The sequence below is a fragment of the Marinobacter xestospongiae genome (assembly GCF_023156385.1).
In the GTDB taxonomy this organism is placed as follows: Bacteria; Pseudomonadota; Gammaproteobacteria; order Pseudomonadales; family Oleiphilaceae; genus Marinobacter; species Marinobacter xestospongiae.
Genome location: NZ_JAKZAK010000018.1, coordinates 80,265 through 95,821 on the forward strand (window position 1 = coordinate 80,265; position 15,557 = coordinate 95,821).

The following is a 15,557-nucleotide window of genomic DNA, read 5'->3' on the forward strand; positions in this document are numbered from 1 at the left end:
AGCTGTTCATGGCTCAGAGCCTGGCAGCAGGCTCCTCAAGTAAGTTCTAAAACCATACAGGCAACGCCCTGTAACAGCAATTATACATGCTATTCAGAAATATACATGGAACCGGGAAAACGTTACACCGAGTGACATTAACGGAACCCCGATCACAGCCCATCCGGATGTCACAGTCCCGTCACCACCAAGTCATCCCGCTGTCACAGCCGCTTCATAGCCTTGTCTGAAAATGGAAACAAAGAGACAACGCCATGACCGTACAAACCGCTCGCGCACCTCGTTCGGCACGTCGACTGCAGACCGTGATCACCCGCCAGCCGGAATTGGTCGAAGCCGCCCAGCGGCTGCGTTACGACGTCTTCTCCAAGGAATACGACTCCGACCTTGGCAGCTGCACGCCAGGCCTGGATGCGGACCAGTTCGATGAATGGTGCGATCACCTGATCGTCACCGATGAGAACACCGGCCACCTGGTGGCCACCACCCGCATCCTGCACCGCAGCAGCGCCGACCAGGCCGGCGGTTTCTACTCCGAGGGCGAGTTCCACCTCGACAACCTTTACCAGCTGCCCGGCACGGTTGCCGAACTGGGTCGTACCTGCGTTCACCCGGACTACCGTAACGGCGCCACCATCAGCCTGCTGTGGGCCTCGGTGGCGGAGTACCTGGTGTCCCACCAGGTCGACTACCTGATTGGCTGCGCCAGCATCGGCATGTCTGACGGCGGTCTGAAAGCCTGGCGGATCGCTCGCTACCTGCAGCAGGAGTACCTCGCCGACGACAGCTGCCGGGTAACGCCCAAGCGTGAATTGCCGCATCTCACCCATCCGATCAATGAAGACCGGCCAGTGGAGCCTCCGGCACTGATCAAGGCCTACATGCGCCTGGGCGCCCGGGTCTGCGGTGAGCCCTGCTGGGACCCGGACTTCCGCTGTGCCGATCTGCTGGTGATGCTGGAAGTGAACAGGCTGGCGGATCGTTACAGCCGCCACTTCATGCGCAAGGCCAAGGCCTGACGTCATCCGGAACCAAGGGAGGAGCCAATATGGGCATGATTCGACTGACGGTGCGGTTACTGCTGTTTGTGCTGTTTCTGGGCTTCACCGCTCTGGTGGCGGTAGCGGTATCGCTGACTGAGTGGTGCCTGCGCCGGCCCCTGGACCGCACGCCTTACGCCCGCTTCTGTTTTGCCGGCGCCGGCCGCTGCCTGGGCTTCCGCCTGCGCCATCGGGGCGAGCCTGCCGAGGCCCCGGCGCTGTTTGTCAGCAATCATATCTCGTGGTCGGACATTCCCGTGCTGGGAGGACTGGCGCCGCTGCGGTTTCTGTCCAAGGCCGAGGTGGGACGCTGGCCCGTGATTGGCTGGCTGGCCCACCAGGCCGGCACGCTGTTCATTCAGCGTGGACGCGGCAAGGCCGGCCAGAGCCGGGAGGAGATTGCCCGCACCCTCAACGCCGGCCAGTCGGTGCTGGTGTTTCCCGAAGGCACCACCACCGCTGGTCTGACCGTGCTGCCTTTCCATGGCCGGCTGCTGAAAGCGGCGGTGGAAAGCGGCCGGCCGCTGCAGCCCATCAGCATAGGCTATCTGCGCAATGGCCTGCCGGATCATCTGGCGCCGTTCATCGGCGACGATGATTTCCACACCCACCTGCTGCGGATGCTGCGCCAGCCGGCGGTGGAAGTGGCGGTGATCTACCACCCACCGGTTACGGTCAGCCAGGACAGCGACATCGAAACGGTTGCCGCCCAACTGCAGCAGACCGTCGCCGATGGCCTGCGCCAGATCCACCAGGCCGGCGGTCTCCAGGCCAGCGGCCAGGCCGGGGCTGCCGGGTCGGCGATGGTGCCCTGAGACGGGGCGGCAACGCCGGAATCAGGTCAGCGGGTGGCCGGCCTCGAGTTCGGCCTCGGTGGCCTCACGACGGTCGATGATTTCCAGATCAAAATACAGCGTCAGCCCCGCCAGCGGGTGGTTGGCATCCACTTTCACCAGGTTGCCATCGATCGCCACCACCTTCACCACCTGCGCTTCCTCGCCGGTGTTGGTCTGGAACTTCATTCCCACCTTGAGGTCCTCAATGCCCTCGAAGGCGGATCGCGCAACCTTGCGCACCAGCTCGGGGTTGTGTTCACCGTAGGCCATGGCGGGTGGAATGGTGACTTCCAGACAGTCGCCTGGCCCGCGATCACGAACCGCTTCCTGAATGCCTTTGATGACGTTGTCGCTGCCCATCAGGAAACGCAGCGGCTCACCTCCTTCTGAGGTATCCACAACTTCCCCGACTGGGTTCTTGAGCCGGTAATGTACGGTATAGACGGCGGTTTTCTGCATTACGATGTCTTGGTCTCCAGGGCGCTGACCGCGCCTGTCTGTGTCAGGCCCAGGATCAGCAGACGCTGATCCAGCTTCTCCCGCCAGGTGGTGGGAGACTCCAGGCCCATGCGTTCCAGCAGGGGCTGCAGCGCCGGTTGCGACTCCGAGGCTTTCAGCGCCTGCCAAAGGGTCGCGAGTTTACCACGCCGGCTTGCCGTTGCGGCTTTCAGATGCTTCAGCGCTTTGCCGAGTACCAGCTCCTCGTCGGTGAAATCACAGCCGAACGGGAAGGCCGGGAACAGGTTCTCGCCGCCCTCCGGGGTAAAGGCCGCTTTCAGCGCTTCCGGCGTGTTCTGGCGCCAGGCTTCGGGCAGCTCCACATCCGCCGCCACCTTGCCGGCCTTCTTGGCCTGTTTCAGCAACTCCGGCTGGAACCGGGCATCGGCGATGCGGATCATCTCCAGGTAGACCTCCTGGTCGGAGCGCCCCCGCAGGTCGGCAATGCCGTACTCGGTGACCACCAGATCCCGCAGGTGGCGGGGAATGGTGCAGTGGCCGTAGCTGAACACAATGTTGGAGACCGTTTGGCCGGCACTGGTGCGGGTGCTTCGCAGGGTCAGAATCGAACGCGCACCCGGCAGTTCGTGGGCCATGGCGACAAAGTTGTACTGCCCGCCAACACCGCTGACCACTCGGCCATCCTCCAACCCATCCGAGATCGCCGCGCCGCCCAGGGTGTACATCATCGCCGAGTTGATGAAGCGGCTGTCCCGACGCTGGGCCGCCTTCAGTCGCTGATTCCCAAAGGTATGGTCGTAAAGGTGGTTGATGTAGTTGACGCTGGTCATGCAGATCCGCTCACGCTGTTGCGGTGTCAACTCCCGCAAGGCCTGATAGAAGTCCGCCGGCCCCAGGTAAAAGCCGCCGTGCATCACCACGCCACCGCGCAGGCGGTCCCCCAGGGCCAGGTCGGCCAGCCGGGTCCGGGCCTCATCACTGTCGAGGTCCGGCTCCAGGGTGTAGTCACGCACCACCAGACGGCCACCCTTGAACACCACGTCTTCGTGCAGCACGCCGTAACGCTGCAGCCACTGCACGTCACGGGCACGCAGGGGCGAGTCAATCAGCTCTGCCTGTCGCAGGGTATCCAGGGTGGCCAGTGACACCGTGGGTTCCAGCTCGCCGGCGTTGACCAGCTCCTGCAGCCCGGCGTGGTCGTACACTTCACGGCTCAGCACCCCGGCTTTCATCAGATGCGCAAAGCCGTCCACCATCATCTCGCTGCAGCCGTACAGCCCTTGCTCGAAGGGGCCAGTGCCGCCGTCACGCACCGCCGCCGGTTGGCGGCCGGCGACATGGATACGACGGTAGAGCGCCTGCCAGGCGTCATTACGGGTATGACGGAGGATCGCGCTGTGAACCAGGGCGGCTCCCAGCGACCCGATGCCTACCTGCAGGGTTCCACCATCCCGCAGCAGGGTACTGGCGTAAAACCCGATGGCATGGTCTGCCAGGCTAACGGCCATCTGCGGTACCGGAAACAAGGGGTGGTCGGAGGCTTTATGGTCCAGCACCAGATCAAATTCCGACAGCGGCACCTCGGCGTCCCGCCCCAGGTACGGCAGTTGCCGGTTGAGCTCCGCCACCAGAGCCACGGGCTGCCCCTGCTCGGCGCGCTCACGGAATGCCGGTAACAAGTCCAGGGAAAGGTCCGGGTTGCAACTCAGGCTGACCAGCGGTTGCTCCGGGTCGTCATGGGGAGACACCATCTGCCCCACCACATTGACTCCCATCGCCAGCAGGTCACGGGCGGCGTGGGTGTAGTTGGTGCAGACATAGTTCTGTTGCTGCTGCCGGTCTCCCAGGAAACTGCCAGCCTTGAAGAAGAATTCGGAAACTCTGACGTTGTCTGGCAAGCACCGATTCACCACATCGCGGGCGTACTCCAGCTCTGGAATCTCACCGTAGAGGCGCTGGACAAAGGGGTCCAGAAAGCGTTTCTCCAGTGACGACGCCCCCCGCGGGGCCAGCATCGAGATGGCGGTGACAATGTGCAGGTTCAGGGTGGAATCCTGCTGCGCCCGCCGATAGAGCGCGTTGGCGAATAGCACCGGTTTGCCCAGACCCAGCGGCAGCCCCAGGACAATGTCCCGTCCCACCCGCTCGATCACTGCATCAACACACGCTTCCGTATCGGCCGAAACCAACGGCGCCCTCTTCTGCTGCCCTTCTGCCATCGCTGTCTCCCTTTCGTGCGATTCGCCGGATGGTTGCGATCATCACACGATCCACACCCCCAGACAATGCGATCGGTCAGGGCAAACAGGTCAATTCTGGTGTTGCTACGCAGTCACAGCGGCGGCGAAAAAACGAGTAGGGGTAAAGCAGGGAGGGAAATCAGGAAGAACAGGCTGAGCGAAACCGTCCGTGGTCAGTGAACGCCGATATCAGAAGTTCCACTTGAAGTTGAGGCAGGCCCCTTCTTCCAGCAGTGCCAAGCCGTGATCCGGACGGATCGCTTCGGAAGCGTAGCGGCGGCCCTGGTCCTGGCGACTGACCAGGCTCAGGCTCAGCAGCCGGGAACCAATTTCGGTGACAGCATCCGTGTTGTCTCGTTCAAAGTCGCCGGACATCTGCTCCTGAAGCAGATAGACATTGTCGGGTCGCGGCTCCTTGTTCAACTCAACGGCGTCGGCAGCTTCGGCGCGAACGACGAACGCAAGCATGTTGAGTACCAGTAAGGCGAGAAACAGACGAATGACCATGTATAGCCTAGCTATTAATTGACGGTTCGAATTGTAGGTTTTGTTACGCCTAAAGTCTAATCCAGACGCGTTGGATATCTGTGAAAAAGAGCACACTTGCCTCGCTTTCCTGTAGTGAATTGGCAAGCACTTGGTCACCGACTGCAGTGGTTCTATTTCAGACTGTAACCAGACGGATGCCGGGCCGGCATCCAACGCGGCAAAACAGTATCCAACAGCCAGATTTCAGAACCGTTTCATGTCGCTCCAGGCCCCGTATGGCAAGGGCTGGCGGGTAAACAGAATGTCACCGGAGTGTCTCGCGACTGTCACACTGGACGCCCATAGTGAATGACAACACGGTGAAAGATTGACCAGTCCCGGTTTGGCCTGGACAACCATCACCCGCCTGAACCACCGGCATGGTAAGCGCATGACAGATACACCGAAAACCACCCGCCCCCGTCACATCGCCATCGTCTCTGAGACCTTTCCTCCGGAGATCAACGGTGTGGCCAACACCCTCAGACACCTCTGCCAGGGGCTGATGAAGCAAGGGCACAGGGTCTCGGTGGTGCGCCCCCGTCAGCGCCACGAGCAGGCCGGGGCCGTCGCCAGTGCTGGCCAGGCGCTGTTCACCTCGGAACAGGTGGTGACCGGCCTGCCGCTGCCGGGCTACCCAGACCTGCGCTTTGGTGTCACCCGCAGTCGCCGTCTGGTGAACCTGTGGCGGGAGCAGCGACCGGACGCCATCTACGTGGCCACCCAGGGGCCATTGGGGGTTACGGCGGTCAACGCCGCACGTCAGCTCAGCATTCCGGTCAGTTCCGGTTTTCACACCAACTTCCACACCTACAGCCGCTACTACGGCGCCGGATTCCTGGAAAAATTGTTGTGCAGCTACGGCCGCTGGTTCCACAACCGCACCTCAGTTACTTTGGTACCAACCCGCAAGATGCAGTTGATGGTACAGGCCATGGGCGTGAACCCGACCGGTCTCTGGAGCCGGGGCGTGGATTGTCACCGCTTTGCTCCCCACAAGCGGGACATGGCGCTGCGCAAGCACTGGGGCGTGGGCGAACACGATCGGGTTGTGCTGTACGTGGGCCGGCTGGCGTCGGAGAAGAACCTGCAGATGGCCACCGCCTGCTTTGAGCGTATCCGCAACCTGCATCCCCGCAGCAAGTTCGTACTGGTAGGGGATGGCCCACTGCGGCGACGGCTGGCGGAACGCCATCCTGACTACCTGTTCTGCGGCATGCAGCGGGGAGAGGATCTGGCCCGGCACTACGCCTCCGGAGACATTTTCCTGTTCCCCAGCAAGACCGATACCTTCGGCAACGTGGTCACCGAGGCCATGGCCAGCGGGCTGGCTGTGGTGGCCTATGACGATGCCGCCGCCAGCGAGCACATCCGCCACGAGGGCAACGGCATGAAGGCCGACCTCAATGACGACGACGGTTTCATCGACGCCGCCCTAAAACTGGTGGACCAGCCGACCCTGCTGAGCCGGCTGCGGGCCCAGGCGCGTCTCGACGCGCTGGACCTGAACTGGAGTTCCCAGATCGAACAGTTCGAACAACTGGTACTGAACCAGCAACACAGGGCCAAATATCATGCCATCAAGCAGAGCATCCCGCTTCTTTGACGCGGTCGACCAACGCGAGTACGCCCTCTGCCAGACCATCAACCGGTCGTTACGCTTTCGCCCGGTACAGACTTACTTCCAGGTGGTCAGCCGCCTGGGCGACGGCTGGTTCTGGTACGCACTGATTCTCACCCTGCCCCTGCTGGCACCGGAACAGGGCCTTGCCATCGCCCTGCTGATGGTGGCCACCGGGCTGACTTGCACCCTGCTGTACAAGGGCCTCAAGCGCTGGCTGATCCGGGAGCGGCCGTTTATCTCCTTCCCCACCATCAATTGCGGGACGCCGCCACTGGACCGCTACAGCTTCCCATCCGGCCACACCCTGCACGCGGTCTGTTTCAATACCCTGCTGGCCGTACTGTTACCGGGCCTGGCATGGCTGCTGCTGCCCTTTACCCTGTCGGTGGCCGCATCCCGGGTTATTCTCGGCCTGCACTACCCCAGCGATGTCGCCGCCGGCGCCCTGATCGGCATGACCCTGGGCCTGCTGGCAGGGCACGGCCTGGCCGAACCGTTTCTGACACTGTTTGGTTGAGTACCAAGACGCACGGGAACAGCACCCGGGCAAATCTTGACTACACTTGCGGGACGGATTTCAAGGAATCGAGACGCCCCAGGTGCCAATCATGAAGATGCCCCTAACCGCCCTTGCCCTGGCCGGCTGCGGCAGCGCCCTGCTGCTGGCCTGGACCTGGCATACCGAATCCCCCGCCCCCCTCGCTAGCGAGACGTCCGCATCAATGCCAGCTTCGGCTACGACTGCACCGGCAGCGTCGACAGCCGCCGGCGCACAGCCACCGCAACTGCCCGACCAGCCACTGACACCTCAACAGCAGGCGCTGCTGAACGATCCCCGCACCCAGGCCCTGGGTGATCGCCTGGCGTTCCAGGACCGGGTCCGCAGCCTGTTTGACCAGGCCGATACACTGACCGACCGCCAGCGCCAGCAACAGGCCGCGGCTGTCCGTCAACAACTGGCGGACTATGAGCAGGTCGGCGAAGTCAGTGCGCCGGAAGCACTGATGGTGAAGCTGGCGCTGCTCAATCTGACAGAGGCCGACCCGGAGCAGCGCAAGCGCCAGGCGCAGGCACTGGTGAACCATTACCGGCAACAGGGCGAGCAACAGCGGCAGGCCTGGGCGTCCCAGTCCACTCCGCAGTTTGATCAGTACAAGACACAGGAACGGGCGATCGTGGCGGAAGTGATGGCGATGGAGTCGTTCCCGGGCAACCTGACCCGGGATCAGTACCTGCGACAACGATTGCAGCAGGCCCGTGAACAGACCATGGGTCAGCCCTGACAATCAAACCGCCAGAGTGACCCATGGGCCGACCGCGGAAGCGATGGCCGGCCCATCAAACCGTGAACTTACAACAACTGGTCGAGGGTCCAGTACAACAGGTTGAACGGCTTGTTGTAGTCCGCCTGGGTGTCGGTCTCGGACGCCTGCATCACCGCACCGCTGCCATCCAGCACACTGGCGATGAAATCATCCAACTCCAGCCCCTGCTCCTGGATATCGGCATTGGCGAACTCGATGATGCTGGTGCAGTGGCTCTCGTTCACATCCCGGAACATCGGCAGGTAGTAGCCAAAGTTATCCAGCCCCGCCAGAGTATCCCGCAGGCGGCGGGTATCCTTGCCCCAATATTCATGCAGCAAGGCCTCCTTGGTGGCCTGGTCCGGCGCGTTCTCGATTTCCGGATAGAACCGCTCGTAGGAATAGGACGAGTAATTGAGGTCACGCCAGAAATGGGTATGGCCCATCCGGTCCTCTGGCAAGGCCGACGACAGCGCCGGATAGAGGCTGCCCAGGTCGTCGGTATCAAGCCCCGGCAACTGGGCCTGCAGGAAGTCCAGCGGACCGTCGGGCTGATCCAGCCCCCAGACCTGGCGGATCAGATTCTGCAACAGCACCGACGGGTACTGCTCCGGATCAGCGTCCACCGGCGCACTGAAGGCCGGTCCCGAGTCGTTGATCAGATACCCCCGGGTCGGGGCCAGATCCTGCCGTGACGGGAAGTAGTTGGTGAAACTGCCGATGCCGCCGGCGCTGCAGCCGGTGGCCAGCATCTGCCCGGGACGCTGGAGGTTATCCTTGAGCCAGGCAATGACCGCCCGGGAATTGCGCAGGCCGTTGTGGTGCCAGACCAGCGGTTCGGCTTCCCCATCCGGGTCTTCATACACCGCGACCCGGTCGCCGGAATAGATGTCCCCGGTACAGTACGGCACATACACCATGTTCCAGTTCTGGGTCTTGACCCGGCTCCAGGGATGCAGACGCACCACGAACGGACTGACGATGCTGGCCGACGGGTTCATCAGGGACATGTAGTCGTCGGGTATACCGTTGGGATTGCGGGCACCGCGAATGCCGGTCTGGCCGGTGCAGCTCTCATAGTCCCAGCAGGCGCCACCACCCTCAAAATAGAGGATGGTATTACTGGAATTCGGCACCCGATTGACGAAGAATTTGTACGGCGAACCGTTACCGCATACGGCCCCGGTTTCCGGCGCCAGGTCGATGGTCTGCCAGGCGTAGTAGTTACCGGGGGAGAAACCATCATTGAAGCCAGGCGGATTGGCCAACAACGGGTAATCCCCCTGGCGCTGATCGGCGGTGACCGGATTGTCCGCCCCCGGCGGATTTACCAGATTACCCAGGGTATCCCAGAACCCGTAGTCACCCAGTTCAGCCGCTGCCGGCGACGGCGGCACCAGGCAGGCCGCCAGCAGCGCCCAGCACAGAGTTGTGATTGCCTTATTCATAGTCCTTTTCCCATGTTGTTTTTATTTGCATGGCATTGTGTGTCCACGGGCAACCGCTGCGGACGCCCATGGACGCCCGACGCAGACAGCAGGACTACGTCAGCCTGAAAACTAGACGTGACAACCTGTTAGATCAATCTCGTGCTCTAGATGAATTACGACTAAAAAGTGACGGGTTATTCGCTAAGGAGTCTCGGTTTAATCGAAGAGGCGCAACTGCTGCAGCGGCGACCGGTCGTTGCGGAATCGGACCCCCAATCCCAGCAGGCGTACCGGGCGTTCACTGTCCTGCACCAGCTCCGCCAGCAGCGGCTGGTAGTCCTCCGGTTGAGGAACTGCAGACAGGTCCCGGACCCGTTCCAGGGTATGGGTGGAGAAATCGCTGTAACGAATCTTGATGAAGAGTTTGTGGATGGCTTTCTCCGACGCCTTGCGCGCCAGTCGCTGCTGTAGGTCCAGCGCCAGCTCGGGTAACAATGCCTCACAGGCCGCCCGCCCCGGCAGGTCCTGGGCGAAGGTGCGCTCCACACTGACCGACTTGGCGTCACGACTGATCACCACCGGCCGGTCATCGCGACCGTGGGCCATTTCGTAAAGCCGGTAGCCCTGGCGGCCAAACGCATCCACCAGGACTTCCGGCCGCTGCTGCCGGAGATCACCGCAGGTGCTGATCCCCATCCGGTGCAGCTTGCCGGCAGTAACCGCACCGACCCCGAAGAGCTTTTCAACCGGCAACGCCGCCACAAACTCCGCCACATCCCCGGGCCGGATCACGAACAGCCCGTCGGGCTTGTCCCAGTCGCTGGCAATCTTGGCCAGAAACTTGTTCGGAGCCACTCCGGCCGACACCGTGATGCCCACCTCGTCCCGCACTCGCTGACGCAGGTGACGGGCCATCAGCGTCGCGCTGCCCTTGTGCTCAGACACCTCACTTACATCGAGAAAGGCTTCATCGAGGGACAGCGGCTCCACCAGATCGGTCAGCTCGCGAAAGAACCCCATGACCTGGCGGGACACCTCGCGGTAACGCGCCATGTTCACCGGCACGATCACCAGGTCCGGGCACAGTCGCCGGGCTTCCGCCGTTGGCATTGCCGAGCGCACCCCATAGGCCCGGGCCTGGTAGTTGCAGGTGGTGAGCACCCCCCGGCCACCATCGCCGCCGACCGCAAGGGGCACCCGGCTCAGCGACGGATCATCCCGCATTTCCACCGCAGCGTAGAAGCAGTCGCAATCGATGTGAATGATCTTGCGCTGTGTCGCTGATGCTGACAGCGCTTGAGTTGAAGGTCCGTGTGACACTGGCCGGTCGCTCTCCCGCAAGGCATTTCCTCTACCCTGTATCTTGGGTACCATTCAGAGGTTCCCTACAACCCCCGGTCTTCCACAGCCCGAGCGGGGATGCGGAGTTGATCAGAGGCTCCCTAGTTTACCATCCCCTCACGCTGGAAGCCGGTGTCGGATCGACCACGCCCATTGATGAAGGAACCAGCCCGGCATGACCACCCCGATCCCCGAGCCCACCCAGACCGAAATCGAGGCCGCCGCCTTCCGTCGCCTGGTCGCACACTTGCGGGACCACCCGGAAGTCCAGAACATTGACCTGATGAATCTGGCCGGCTTCTGTCGTAACTGCCTGTCGAAGTGGTATCGCGCCGAAGCCGCCGAGCGTGGTGTTGAGCTGAGCGATCCCGATGCCCGCGAGCGGATTTACGGCATGCCCTACGACGACTGGAAAGCCCGCTACCAGAAGGGCCCCAAACTCGACCATAAAGGTACCCCCGAATCATGACCGTGACTGAAGCGATCAATATCCACCTGGCCGCACTGGATGCCGGCCGGCACGACTTTGAAGACACCCTGGCGCTGATCGAGCGCTACTTCGAGTACACCGCCAGCGCGTTCCATAACGGCCCGCTGTACAACCAGGCCAGCGAGAACCAGGGCTCGTGCAAGCTGTTCGCCCTGGGCCAGTTCTGCAACCTCACTGAAGCCCAGACCCTGAGCTGCTTTGGCCGCCACTATCGGGACGTTCTGGAAAACCCCGCTGGCACCAGTCACGGCAACATCCGCCAGTTCATCAGTACCGGTTGGTCCGGCATCCATTTCGATCGGCCACCGCTGCAATTGCGCACCTCCCCGCAGGCGGAAACGGAAGCCAGCTCATGAGCCAGGACACCCAGACCGCAGCCAGCTTCCAGCTCAAGAGTGCCTCAGTCTCGCTGACGGCACTGGAGCTGTACCACTTTGATCCGGACGACTTCGAAGCCACCCTGCGGGACAAGATCAGTCAGGCACCCGGTTTCTTCCGCGACATTCCGCTGATCATCAGCCTGGACAAGTACGAAGGCCCCAACGCCGAACTGGATTTCTTCAAGCTAATCGGCAGCTGTCGCCGCCACGGCATTCAGGTGGTGGGGGTGCGCGGCGGTGACGACGACCAGCGTCGCCTGGCCCGCAATGCCGCCCTGGCACTACTGCCTGGCGGTGGTCGCCGGGACAGCAACCGCAATGCCCAGAGCGAAGACGACAACGGTGACGAATCAGCAGCAGCTAACGAAACCGTAACCGAATCCCCGGCCGCCGCCGAACCGGCCCCGGTGGAGAGCGGAAAACCGGCGAAAATCATCAACCAACCGGTACGCTCGGGTCAGCAGATCTGTGCGCCAGACGGCGACCTGGTGATATTGGCCCCGGTGCAGGCTGGCGCCGAGGTGCTGGCTGCGGGTAACATCCACGTTTACGGTCCTTTGCGCGGTCGTGCGCTGGCAGGTATCCACGGAGCCACTGAGGCCCGGGTGTTCTGTCAGTCCCTGGAAGCCGAGCTAGTCTCCATCGCCGGACACTATAAAATCTCTGAAGACCTGCAGGAAAACGGCTGGAAAAGCCCGGTGCAGCTTCAGCTGAAAGATGAGGTGCTGGTGGCCACGCCGCTGGACAAAGCTTAAGACACTCACGCAATAGGGATTGCAACCTTGGCTAGAATCATTGTCGTTACTTCAGGAAAGGGCGGCGTCGGTAAGACCACCACCAGCGCCTCAATCAGCACCGGGCTGGCCCGCCGTGGTCACAAGACGGTGGTAATCGATTTTGACGTTGGCCTGCGCAACCTCGACCTGATCATGAACTGCGAACGTCGCGTGGTGTACGACTTCGTCAACGTCATCCAGGGCGACGCCACACTCAACCAGGCGCTGATCCGTGACAAGCGGGTCGAATCCCTCTACATCCTGCCGGCGTCCCAGACCCGGGAGAAAGAGGCGCTGACCAAAGACGGCGTTGAGGCGGTGATCAACGAACTGTCCGAAACCTTCGACTACATCGTCTGCGACTCCCCCGCTGGCATCGAGCACGGTGCCCAGATGGCGCTGTACTACGCCGATGAAGCCATCGTGGTCACCAACCCTGAGGTCTCCTCGGTGCGGGACTCCGACCGCATTCTGGGCATTCTCCAGAGCAAATCCCGGCGCGCTGAAATGGGCCAGGACCCGGTCAAGGAGCACCTGCTGCTGACCCGCTACGACCCGATCCGGGTGGAGAAAGGCGAAATGCTGTCAGTGGGTGACGTGGAAGAGATCCTCGCCATTCCCCTGCTGGGCGTGATTCCAGAATCCCAGGTGGTGCTCAATGCCTCCAACCAGGGCACCCCGGTGATCCTGGAGGACGAGTCCGACGCCGGCCAGGCCTACGATGACGCCGTGGCACGCCTGCTGGGAGAGGAGCGGGAACATCGCTTCATGACGGCCCAGAAGAAGGGCTTCTTTGCACGGATGTTCAAGGGGTGATAACGGATGAGTTTCCTGGATTACTTCAGAAGCAAGAAGACCACCTCCGCCAACGTCGCCAAGGAACGCCTGCAGATCATCGTTGCCCATGAGCGTGGCCAGCGTGACCAGCCGGACTACCTGCCCCAGTTGCAGGCGGAACTGCTGGCGGTGATCCGCAAGTACGTGCAGATCGACGATGACATGGTCCAGGTGGAAGTGGACCGCAACGACAGCTGTTCGGTACTGGAACTGAACGTCACGCTGCCGGAACACTCCCACTCGCACTGAATCACGCGGGGCCCGACCGGGCCCCGCGCTCACCCCCACTCCGCACCTGGCCCTCCGCACTTGGCAGGTCCCACCTACCAGCGGGCGAAGTGATCCTCCATCAGCCCCCGCAGGCCGGAGACCGCCAGCGTCTCGCCATTGTCATCACGGACCCAGCCTTCAAAAGTGCCGCTGAACTGACGAAAGTTCGACGCCATCACCACCGCATCCAACCGTTCCTGCCGCACCCCTGCCGGCTCAAACCGCAGATCCACCCGGCCGTCACTGGTGATCACCCGCCACGGTGCCGTGGGGTCCTGCCGCTGGAACTCGAACCGGGCCTGGTCCAGCTTGAGACAGCGGCCGTCCAGCCACAGCGCATTCTCCGTCATCCCGGTCTCATTGACCCCGGACGCCAGGTTCAGCCCCAGCGAGCGACCGTCCTCCAGCACACCGGCCAGGCAGGCCCAGTTCCAGGCGGTCTCCCGGCGCATGTAACCGCAACTCCAGTCGATCGACCCTCGCTGGCGGGCGTCGCAGTCGTACCTTACCCCGTCCCAGGTGATCGAGCCGGTCACCGGCAGGCCTGCCGACTTGCGGGTGAACACCCAGCCGTTATAGCCCGCCGGGCAGGTCAGCCGTAACGGGTTCTGATCCTGGCTCAGCGTCAGGTCAACCTTCACGCCAGCGCGATCGGACACCGACACCCGGCGTTCACCCGCATCGGTCGGGCAGATCTCGATCCGGCTGCCACCACCGGCAAACCGGGCCACGCCATCCTCCGGGCGGGGCTCGATCTGAGTGTGACGGGCCAGTGGTTGCAAGCGGCTGCACTCGCGCATCTGGCCGCTGCGAAAATCGTAAAGGTAGTAGAAGGCGTTGCTGACCAGCTTGAGATCGACGATCGCCAGCCCGAACAGCCAATCCGGCCCCATGGCACTGACAAACTGGAACTGATTGAAACGCCAGCGCCGGGCCAGGGCCGAACGGGGCCGATCCATCACCGAACGCAGATCGTAATCGAGGTAATTGATCCGCTGCACCGGCTCCTCGTGGACCCCGGTCCTGACCCGGCCCTTGTCATCTATCAGCTCGTTCATGACGGCATTGCTCTTGTTATGGTTGATGTATTGACGGCCTGCGGCGATTGCAGCCGGCCATTTACCAGCCTCTGACGGTCAGCTGTCATCCTCATTTGAGGCCAAAAATCGGCAGGGACCAAGCAGTTCACAAACCGCCGGCAAGAACGCCCGGGCCATTCGTCGAGTCGTGATAGACTCGGCCAAAAACCAAGGAAGTCTACCCCATGACATCGCTTTGCACCCGAATGGCTGGCCGCTGGATGATTGGCGTTGCCGCCGCGCTGCTGTCGCCGCTGAGCCTCGCCAGCCTGCCGCCGGAAGATGCACCGGACTGGTCGCTGCGCAAGACCGAAGGCAACATTCGCGTCTACACCATCGAGCAGCCGGACTCCAGCTTCAAAGCCTTCAAGGCCATCGCCCTGATGGACGTGCCGCTGGAGAACCTGATGGCGGTGATGGTCGATCCCACCTCCTGTATGTCATGGGTCCACGGTTGTACCGAAGCCTACGGCCTCGAGGGGGGTAGCTTCCAGGACCGCTACGCCTACTCCATCAACGACATGCCCTGGCCGGTCACCGACCGTGACTACGTGTTGCACATCACCACCGCCGGCAGCGAGTCCCGCGGCGAAGTGATCATGGAGCTGAACGCGGTACCGGACTACCGCGAGCCCGACGACGACTTGGTGCGGGTGGATCGCTCCGATACCCGCTACCGCTTTGTTGCCGAGGGCGACCAGACCCGGATGATCTGGCTCCAGCACACCGACCCCAACGGTTCCCTGCCCGGCTGGCTGGTCAACAACCTGCTGGTGGACATTCCGGTCAAGTCGCTGCAGAGCCTGGAACAGCTGGCAACCGAGCCCCGGTACGCCAATCACCGCCTGCAGTTTGATGCCGATGGCCAGCTCACCGGCGTGGCGACGGTGCAGAGCGGGGATGACGAGTAGGCAAGGAAAGGC

Annotated in this window: 17 protein-coding genes; 11 read left to right on the plus strand and 6 right to left on the minus strand. The window is 62.5% G+C overall.

The window, feature by feature from the left end; translation table 11 throughout:
• Nucleotides 1–254 precede the first annotated feature (254 nt).
• On the plus strand, nt 255–1,019 hold the full coding sequence (locus MLD24_RS13830; RefSeq protein ID WP_227172110.1) for a GNAT family N-acetyltransferase: 765 nt from the start codon (nt 255–257) through the stop codon (nt 1,017–1,019).
• Between the two features lie 35 nt (nt 1,020–1,054).
• Nucleotides 1,055–1,855, plus strand: coding sequence for a lysophospholipid acyltransferase family protein (locus tag MLD24_RS13835; RefSeq protein WP_248167210.1), 801 nt, complete (start codon nt 1,055–1,057; stop codon nt 1,853–1,855).
• Nucleotides 1,856–1,876: 21 nt separating this feature from the next.
• Here the strand turns inward: MLD24_RS13835 and MLD24_RS13840 are convergent, their stop codons facing one another.
• From MLD24_RS13840 to MLD24_RS13850, 3 genes are all read right to left on the minus strand, one after another.
• Nucleotides 1,877–2,335: an FKBP-type peptidyl-prolyl cis-trans isomerase gene (locus MLD24_RS13840; protein ID WP_227172112.1), complete on the minus strand. Its 459-nt coding sequence runs from the start codon at nt 2,333–2,335 to the stop codon at nt 1,877–1,879.
• Nucleotides 2,335–4,554: an acetyl-CoA hydrolase/transferase C-terminal domain-containing protein gene (locus MLD24_RS13845; protein WP_248167212.1), complete on the minus strand. Its 2,220-nt coding sequence runs from the start codon at nt 4,552–4,554 to the stop codon at nt 2,335–2,337. Before MLD24_RS13845 ends, MLD24_RS13840 begins: the two co-directional genes overlap by 1 nt.
• 210 nt (nt 4,555–4,764) lie before the next feature.
• The gene (locus tag MLD24_RS13850) at nt 4,765–5,082 is read right to left on the minus strand and encodes a hypothetical protein (protein WP_248167214.1); all 318 of its coding nucleotides are present in this window, start codon (nt 5,080–5,082) and stop codon (nt 4,765–4,767) included.
• Nucleotides 5,083–5,494: 412 nt separating this feature from the next.
• On the opposite strand from MLD24_RS13850, the gene MLD24_RS13855 reads away from it, so the two are divergent.
• From MLD24_RS13855 to MLD24_RS13865, 3 genes are all read left to right on the plus strand, one after another.
• A complete protein-coding gene (locus MLD24_RS13855) occupies nt 5,495–6,709 on the plus strand; it encodes a glycosyltransferase family 4 protein (RefSeq protein WP_227172115.1) in 1,215 nt (404 codons plus the stop codon).
• Entirely contained in the window at nt 6,678–7,244 is a 567-nt protein-coding gene (locus MLD24_RS13860) for a phosphatase PAP2 family protein (RefSeq protein ID WP_227172116.1), read from the plus strand. The genes MLD24_RS13855 and MLD24_RS13860 overlap by 32 nt, the downstream gene beginning before the upstream one ends.
• A gap of 91 nt (nt 7,245–7,335) precedes the next feature.
• Nucleotides 7,336–8,010: a hypothetical protein gene (locus MLD24_RS13865; protein WP_248167217.1), complete on the plus strand. Its 675-nt coding sequence runs from the start codon at nt 7,336–7,338 to the stop codon at nt 8,008–8,010.
• Nucleotides 8,011–8,078: 68 nt separating this feature from the next.
• Here MLD24_RS13865 and MLD24_RS13870 read toward each other — a convergent pair whose 3' ends face one another.
• On the minus strand, nt 8,079–9,479 hold the full coding sequence (locus MLD24_RS13870) for a pectinacetylesterase family protein (protein ID WP_227172118.1): 1,401 nt from the start codon (nt 9,477–9,479) through the stop codon (nt 8,079–8,081).
• A gap of 198 nt (nt 9,480–9,677) precedes the next feature.
• Nucleotides 9,678–10,781 carry a DNA polymerase IV gene (gene dinB / locus MLD24_RS13875; protein ID WP_344816426.1) on the minus strand — a complete coding sequence of 368 codons (1,104 nt, stop codon included), beginning with the start codon at nt 10,779–10,781 and terminating at the stop codon, nt 9,678–9,680.
• Between the two features lie 196 nt (nt 10,782–10,977).
• Here dinB and MLD24_RS13880 point away from each other — a divergent pair, with 196 nt between their 5' ends.
• The 5 genes from MLD24_RS13880 to minE are packed head-to-tail and all read left to right on the plus strand — an operon-like array spanning nt 10,978 to nt 13,534.
• Nucleotides 10,978–11,271, plus strand: coding sequence for a DUF1244 domain-containing protein (locus tag MLD24_RS13880; protein WP_248167219.1), 294 nt, complete (start codon nt 10,978–10,980; stop codon nt 11,269–11,271).
• Entirely contained in the window at nt 11,268–11,648 is a 381-nt protein-coding gene (locus tag MLD24_RS13885) for a HopJ type III effector protein (protein ID WP_227172121.1), read from the plus strand. The genes MLD24_RS13880 and MLD24_RS13885 overlap by 4 nt, the downstream gene beginning before the upstream one ends.
• Nucleotides 11,645–12,427 carry a septum site-determining protein MinC gene (gene minC / locus MLD24_RS13890; RefSeq protein ID WP_227172122.1) on the plus strand — a complete coding sequence of 261 codons (783 nt, stop codon included), beginning with the start codon at nt 11,645–11,647 and terminating at the stop codon, nt 12,425–12,427. The genes MLD24_RS13885 and minC overlap by 4 nt, the downstream gene beginning before the upstream one ends.
• Before the next feature lie 27 nt (nt 12,428–12,454).
• Nucleotides 12,455–13,264 (plus strand): septum site-determining protein MinD, encoded by an 810-nt coding sequence (minD, locus tag MLD24_RS13895; protein ID WP_248167221.1) that lies wholly within the window; start codon nt 12,455–12,457, stop codon nt 13,262–13,264.
• A gap of 6 nt (nt 13,265–13,270) precedes the next feature.
• Entirely contained in the window at nt 13,271–13,534 is a 264-nt protein-coding gene (minE, locus tag MLD24_RS13900) for a cell division topological specificity factor MinE (protein ID WP_227172124.1), read from the plus strand.
• 74 nt (nt 13,535–13,608) lie between these two features.
• On the opposite strand, the gene MLD24_RS13905 is transcribed toward minE, so the two are convergent.
• On the minus strand, nt 13,609–14,613 hold the full coding sequence (locus MLD24_RS13905) for a DUF2804 domain-containing protein (RefSeq protein ID WP_248167224.1): 1,005 nt from the start codon (nt 14,611–14,613) through the stop codon (nt 13,609–13,611).
• Between the two features lie 206 nt (nt 14,614–14,819).
• Between MLD24_RS13905 and MLD24_RS13910 the strand changes: the two genes are divergently transcribed.
• On the plus strand, nt 14,820–15,545 hold the full coding sequence (locus MLD24_RS13910; protein ID WP_248167226.1) for an START domain-containing protein: 726 nt from the start codon (nt 14,820–14,822) through the stop codon (nt 15,543–15,545).
• Nucleotides 15,546–15,557 lie beyond the last annotated feature (12 nt).

Bases quoted from the DNA above. Each gene is read 5' to 3' on its own strand.
- MLD24_RS13865 (WP_248167217.1), top strand. From the start codon at position 7,336: ATGAAGATGCCCCTAACCGCCCTTGCCCTGGCCGGCTGCGGCAGCGCC.
- MLD24_RS13860 (WP_227172116.1), top strand. From the start codon at position 6,678: ATGCCATCAAGCAGAGCATCCCGCTTCTTTGACGCGGTCGACCAACGC.
- MLD24_RS13885 (WP_227172121.1), top strand. From the start codon at position 11,268: ATGACCGTGACTGAAGCGATCAATATCCACCTGGCCGCACTGGATGCC.
- MLD24_RS13910 (WP_248167226.1), top strand. From the start codon at position 14,820: ATGACATCGCTTTGCACCCGAATGGCTGGCCGCTGGATGATTGGCGTT.
- minC (WP_227172122.1), top strand. From the start codon at position 11,645: ATGAGCCAGGACACCCAGACCGCAGCCAGCTTCCAGCTCAAGAGTGCC.
- MLD24_RS13880 (WP_248167219.1), top strand. From the start codon at position 10,978: ATGACCACCCCGATCCCCGAGCCCACCCAGACCGAAATCGAGGCCGCC.
- MLD24_RS13845 (WP_248167212.1), bottom strand. From the start codon at position 4,554: ATGGCAGAAGGGCAGCAGAAGAGGGCGCCGTTGGTTTCGGCCGATACG.
- MLD24_RS13855 (WP_227172115.1), top strand. From the start codon at position 5,495: ATGACAGATACACCGAAAACCACCCGCCCCCGTCACATCGCCATCGTC.
- MLD24_RS13840 (WP_227172112.1), bottom strand. From the start codon at position 2,335: ATGCAGAAAACCGCCGTCTATACCGTACATTACCGGCTCAAGAACCCA.
- MLD24_RS13870 (WP_227172118.1), bottom strand. From the start codon at position 9,479: ATGAATAAGGCAATCACAACTCTGTGCTGGGCGCTGCTGGCGGCCTGC.
- MLD24_RS13830 (WP_227172110.1), top strand. From the start codon at position 255: ATGACCGTACAAACCGCTCGCGCACCTCGTTCGGCACGTCGACTGCAG.
- MLD24_RS13905 (WP_248167224.1), bottom strand. From the start codon at position 14,613: ATGAACGAGCTGATAGATGACAAGGGCCGGGTCAGGACCGGGGTCCAC.
- MLD24_RS13850 (WP_248167214.1), bottom strand. From the start codon at position 5,082: ATGGTCATTCGTCTGTTTCTCGCCTTACTGGTACTCAACATGCTTGCG.
- MLD24_RS13835 (WP_248167210.1), top strand. From the start codon at position 1,055: ATGATTCGACTGACGGTGCGGTTACTGCTGTTTGTGCTGTTTCTGGGC.
- minE (WP_227172124.1), top strand. From the start codon at position 13,271: ATGAGTTTCCTGGATTACTTCAGAAGCAAGAAGACCACCTCCGCCAAC.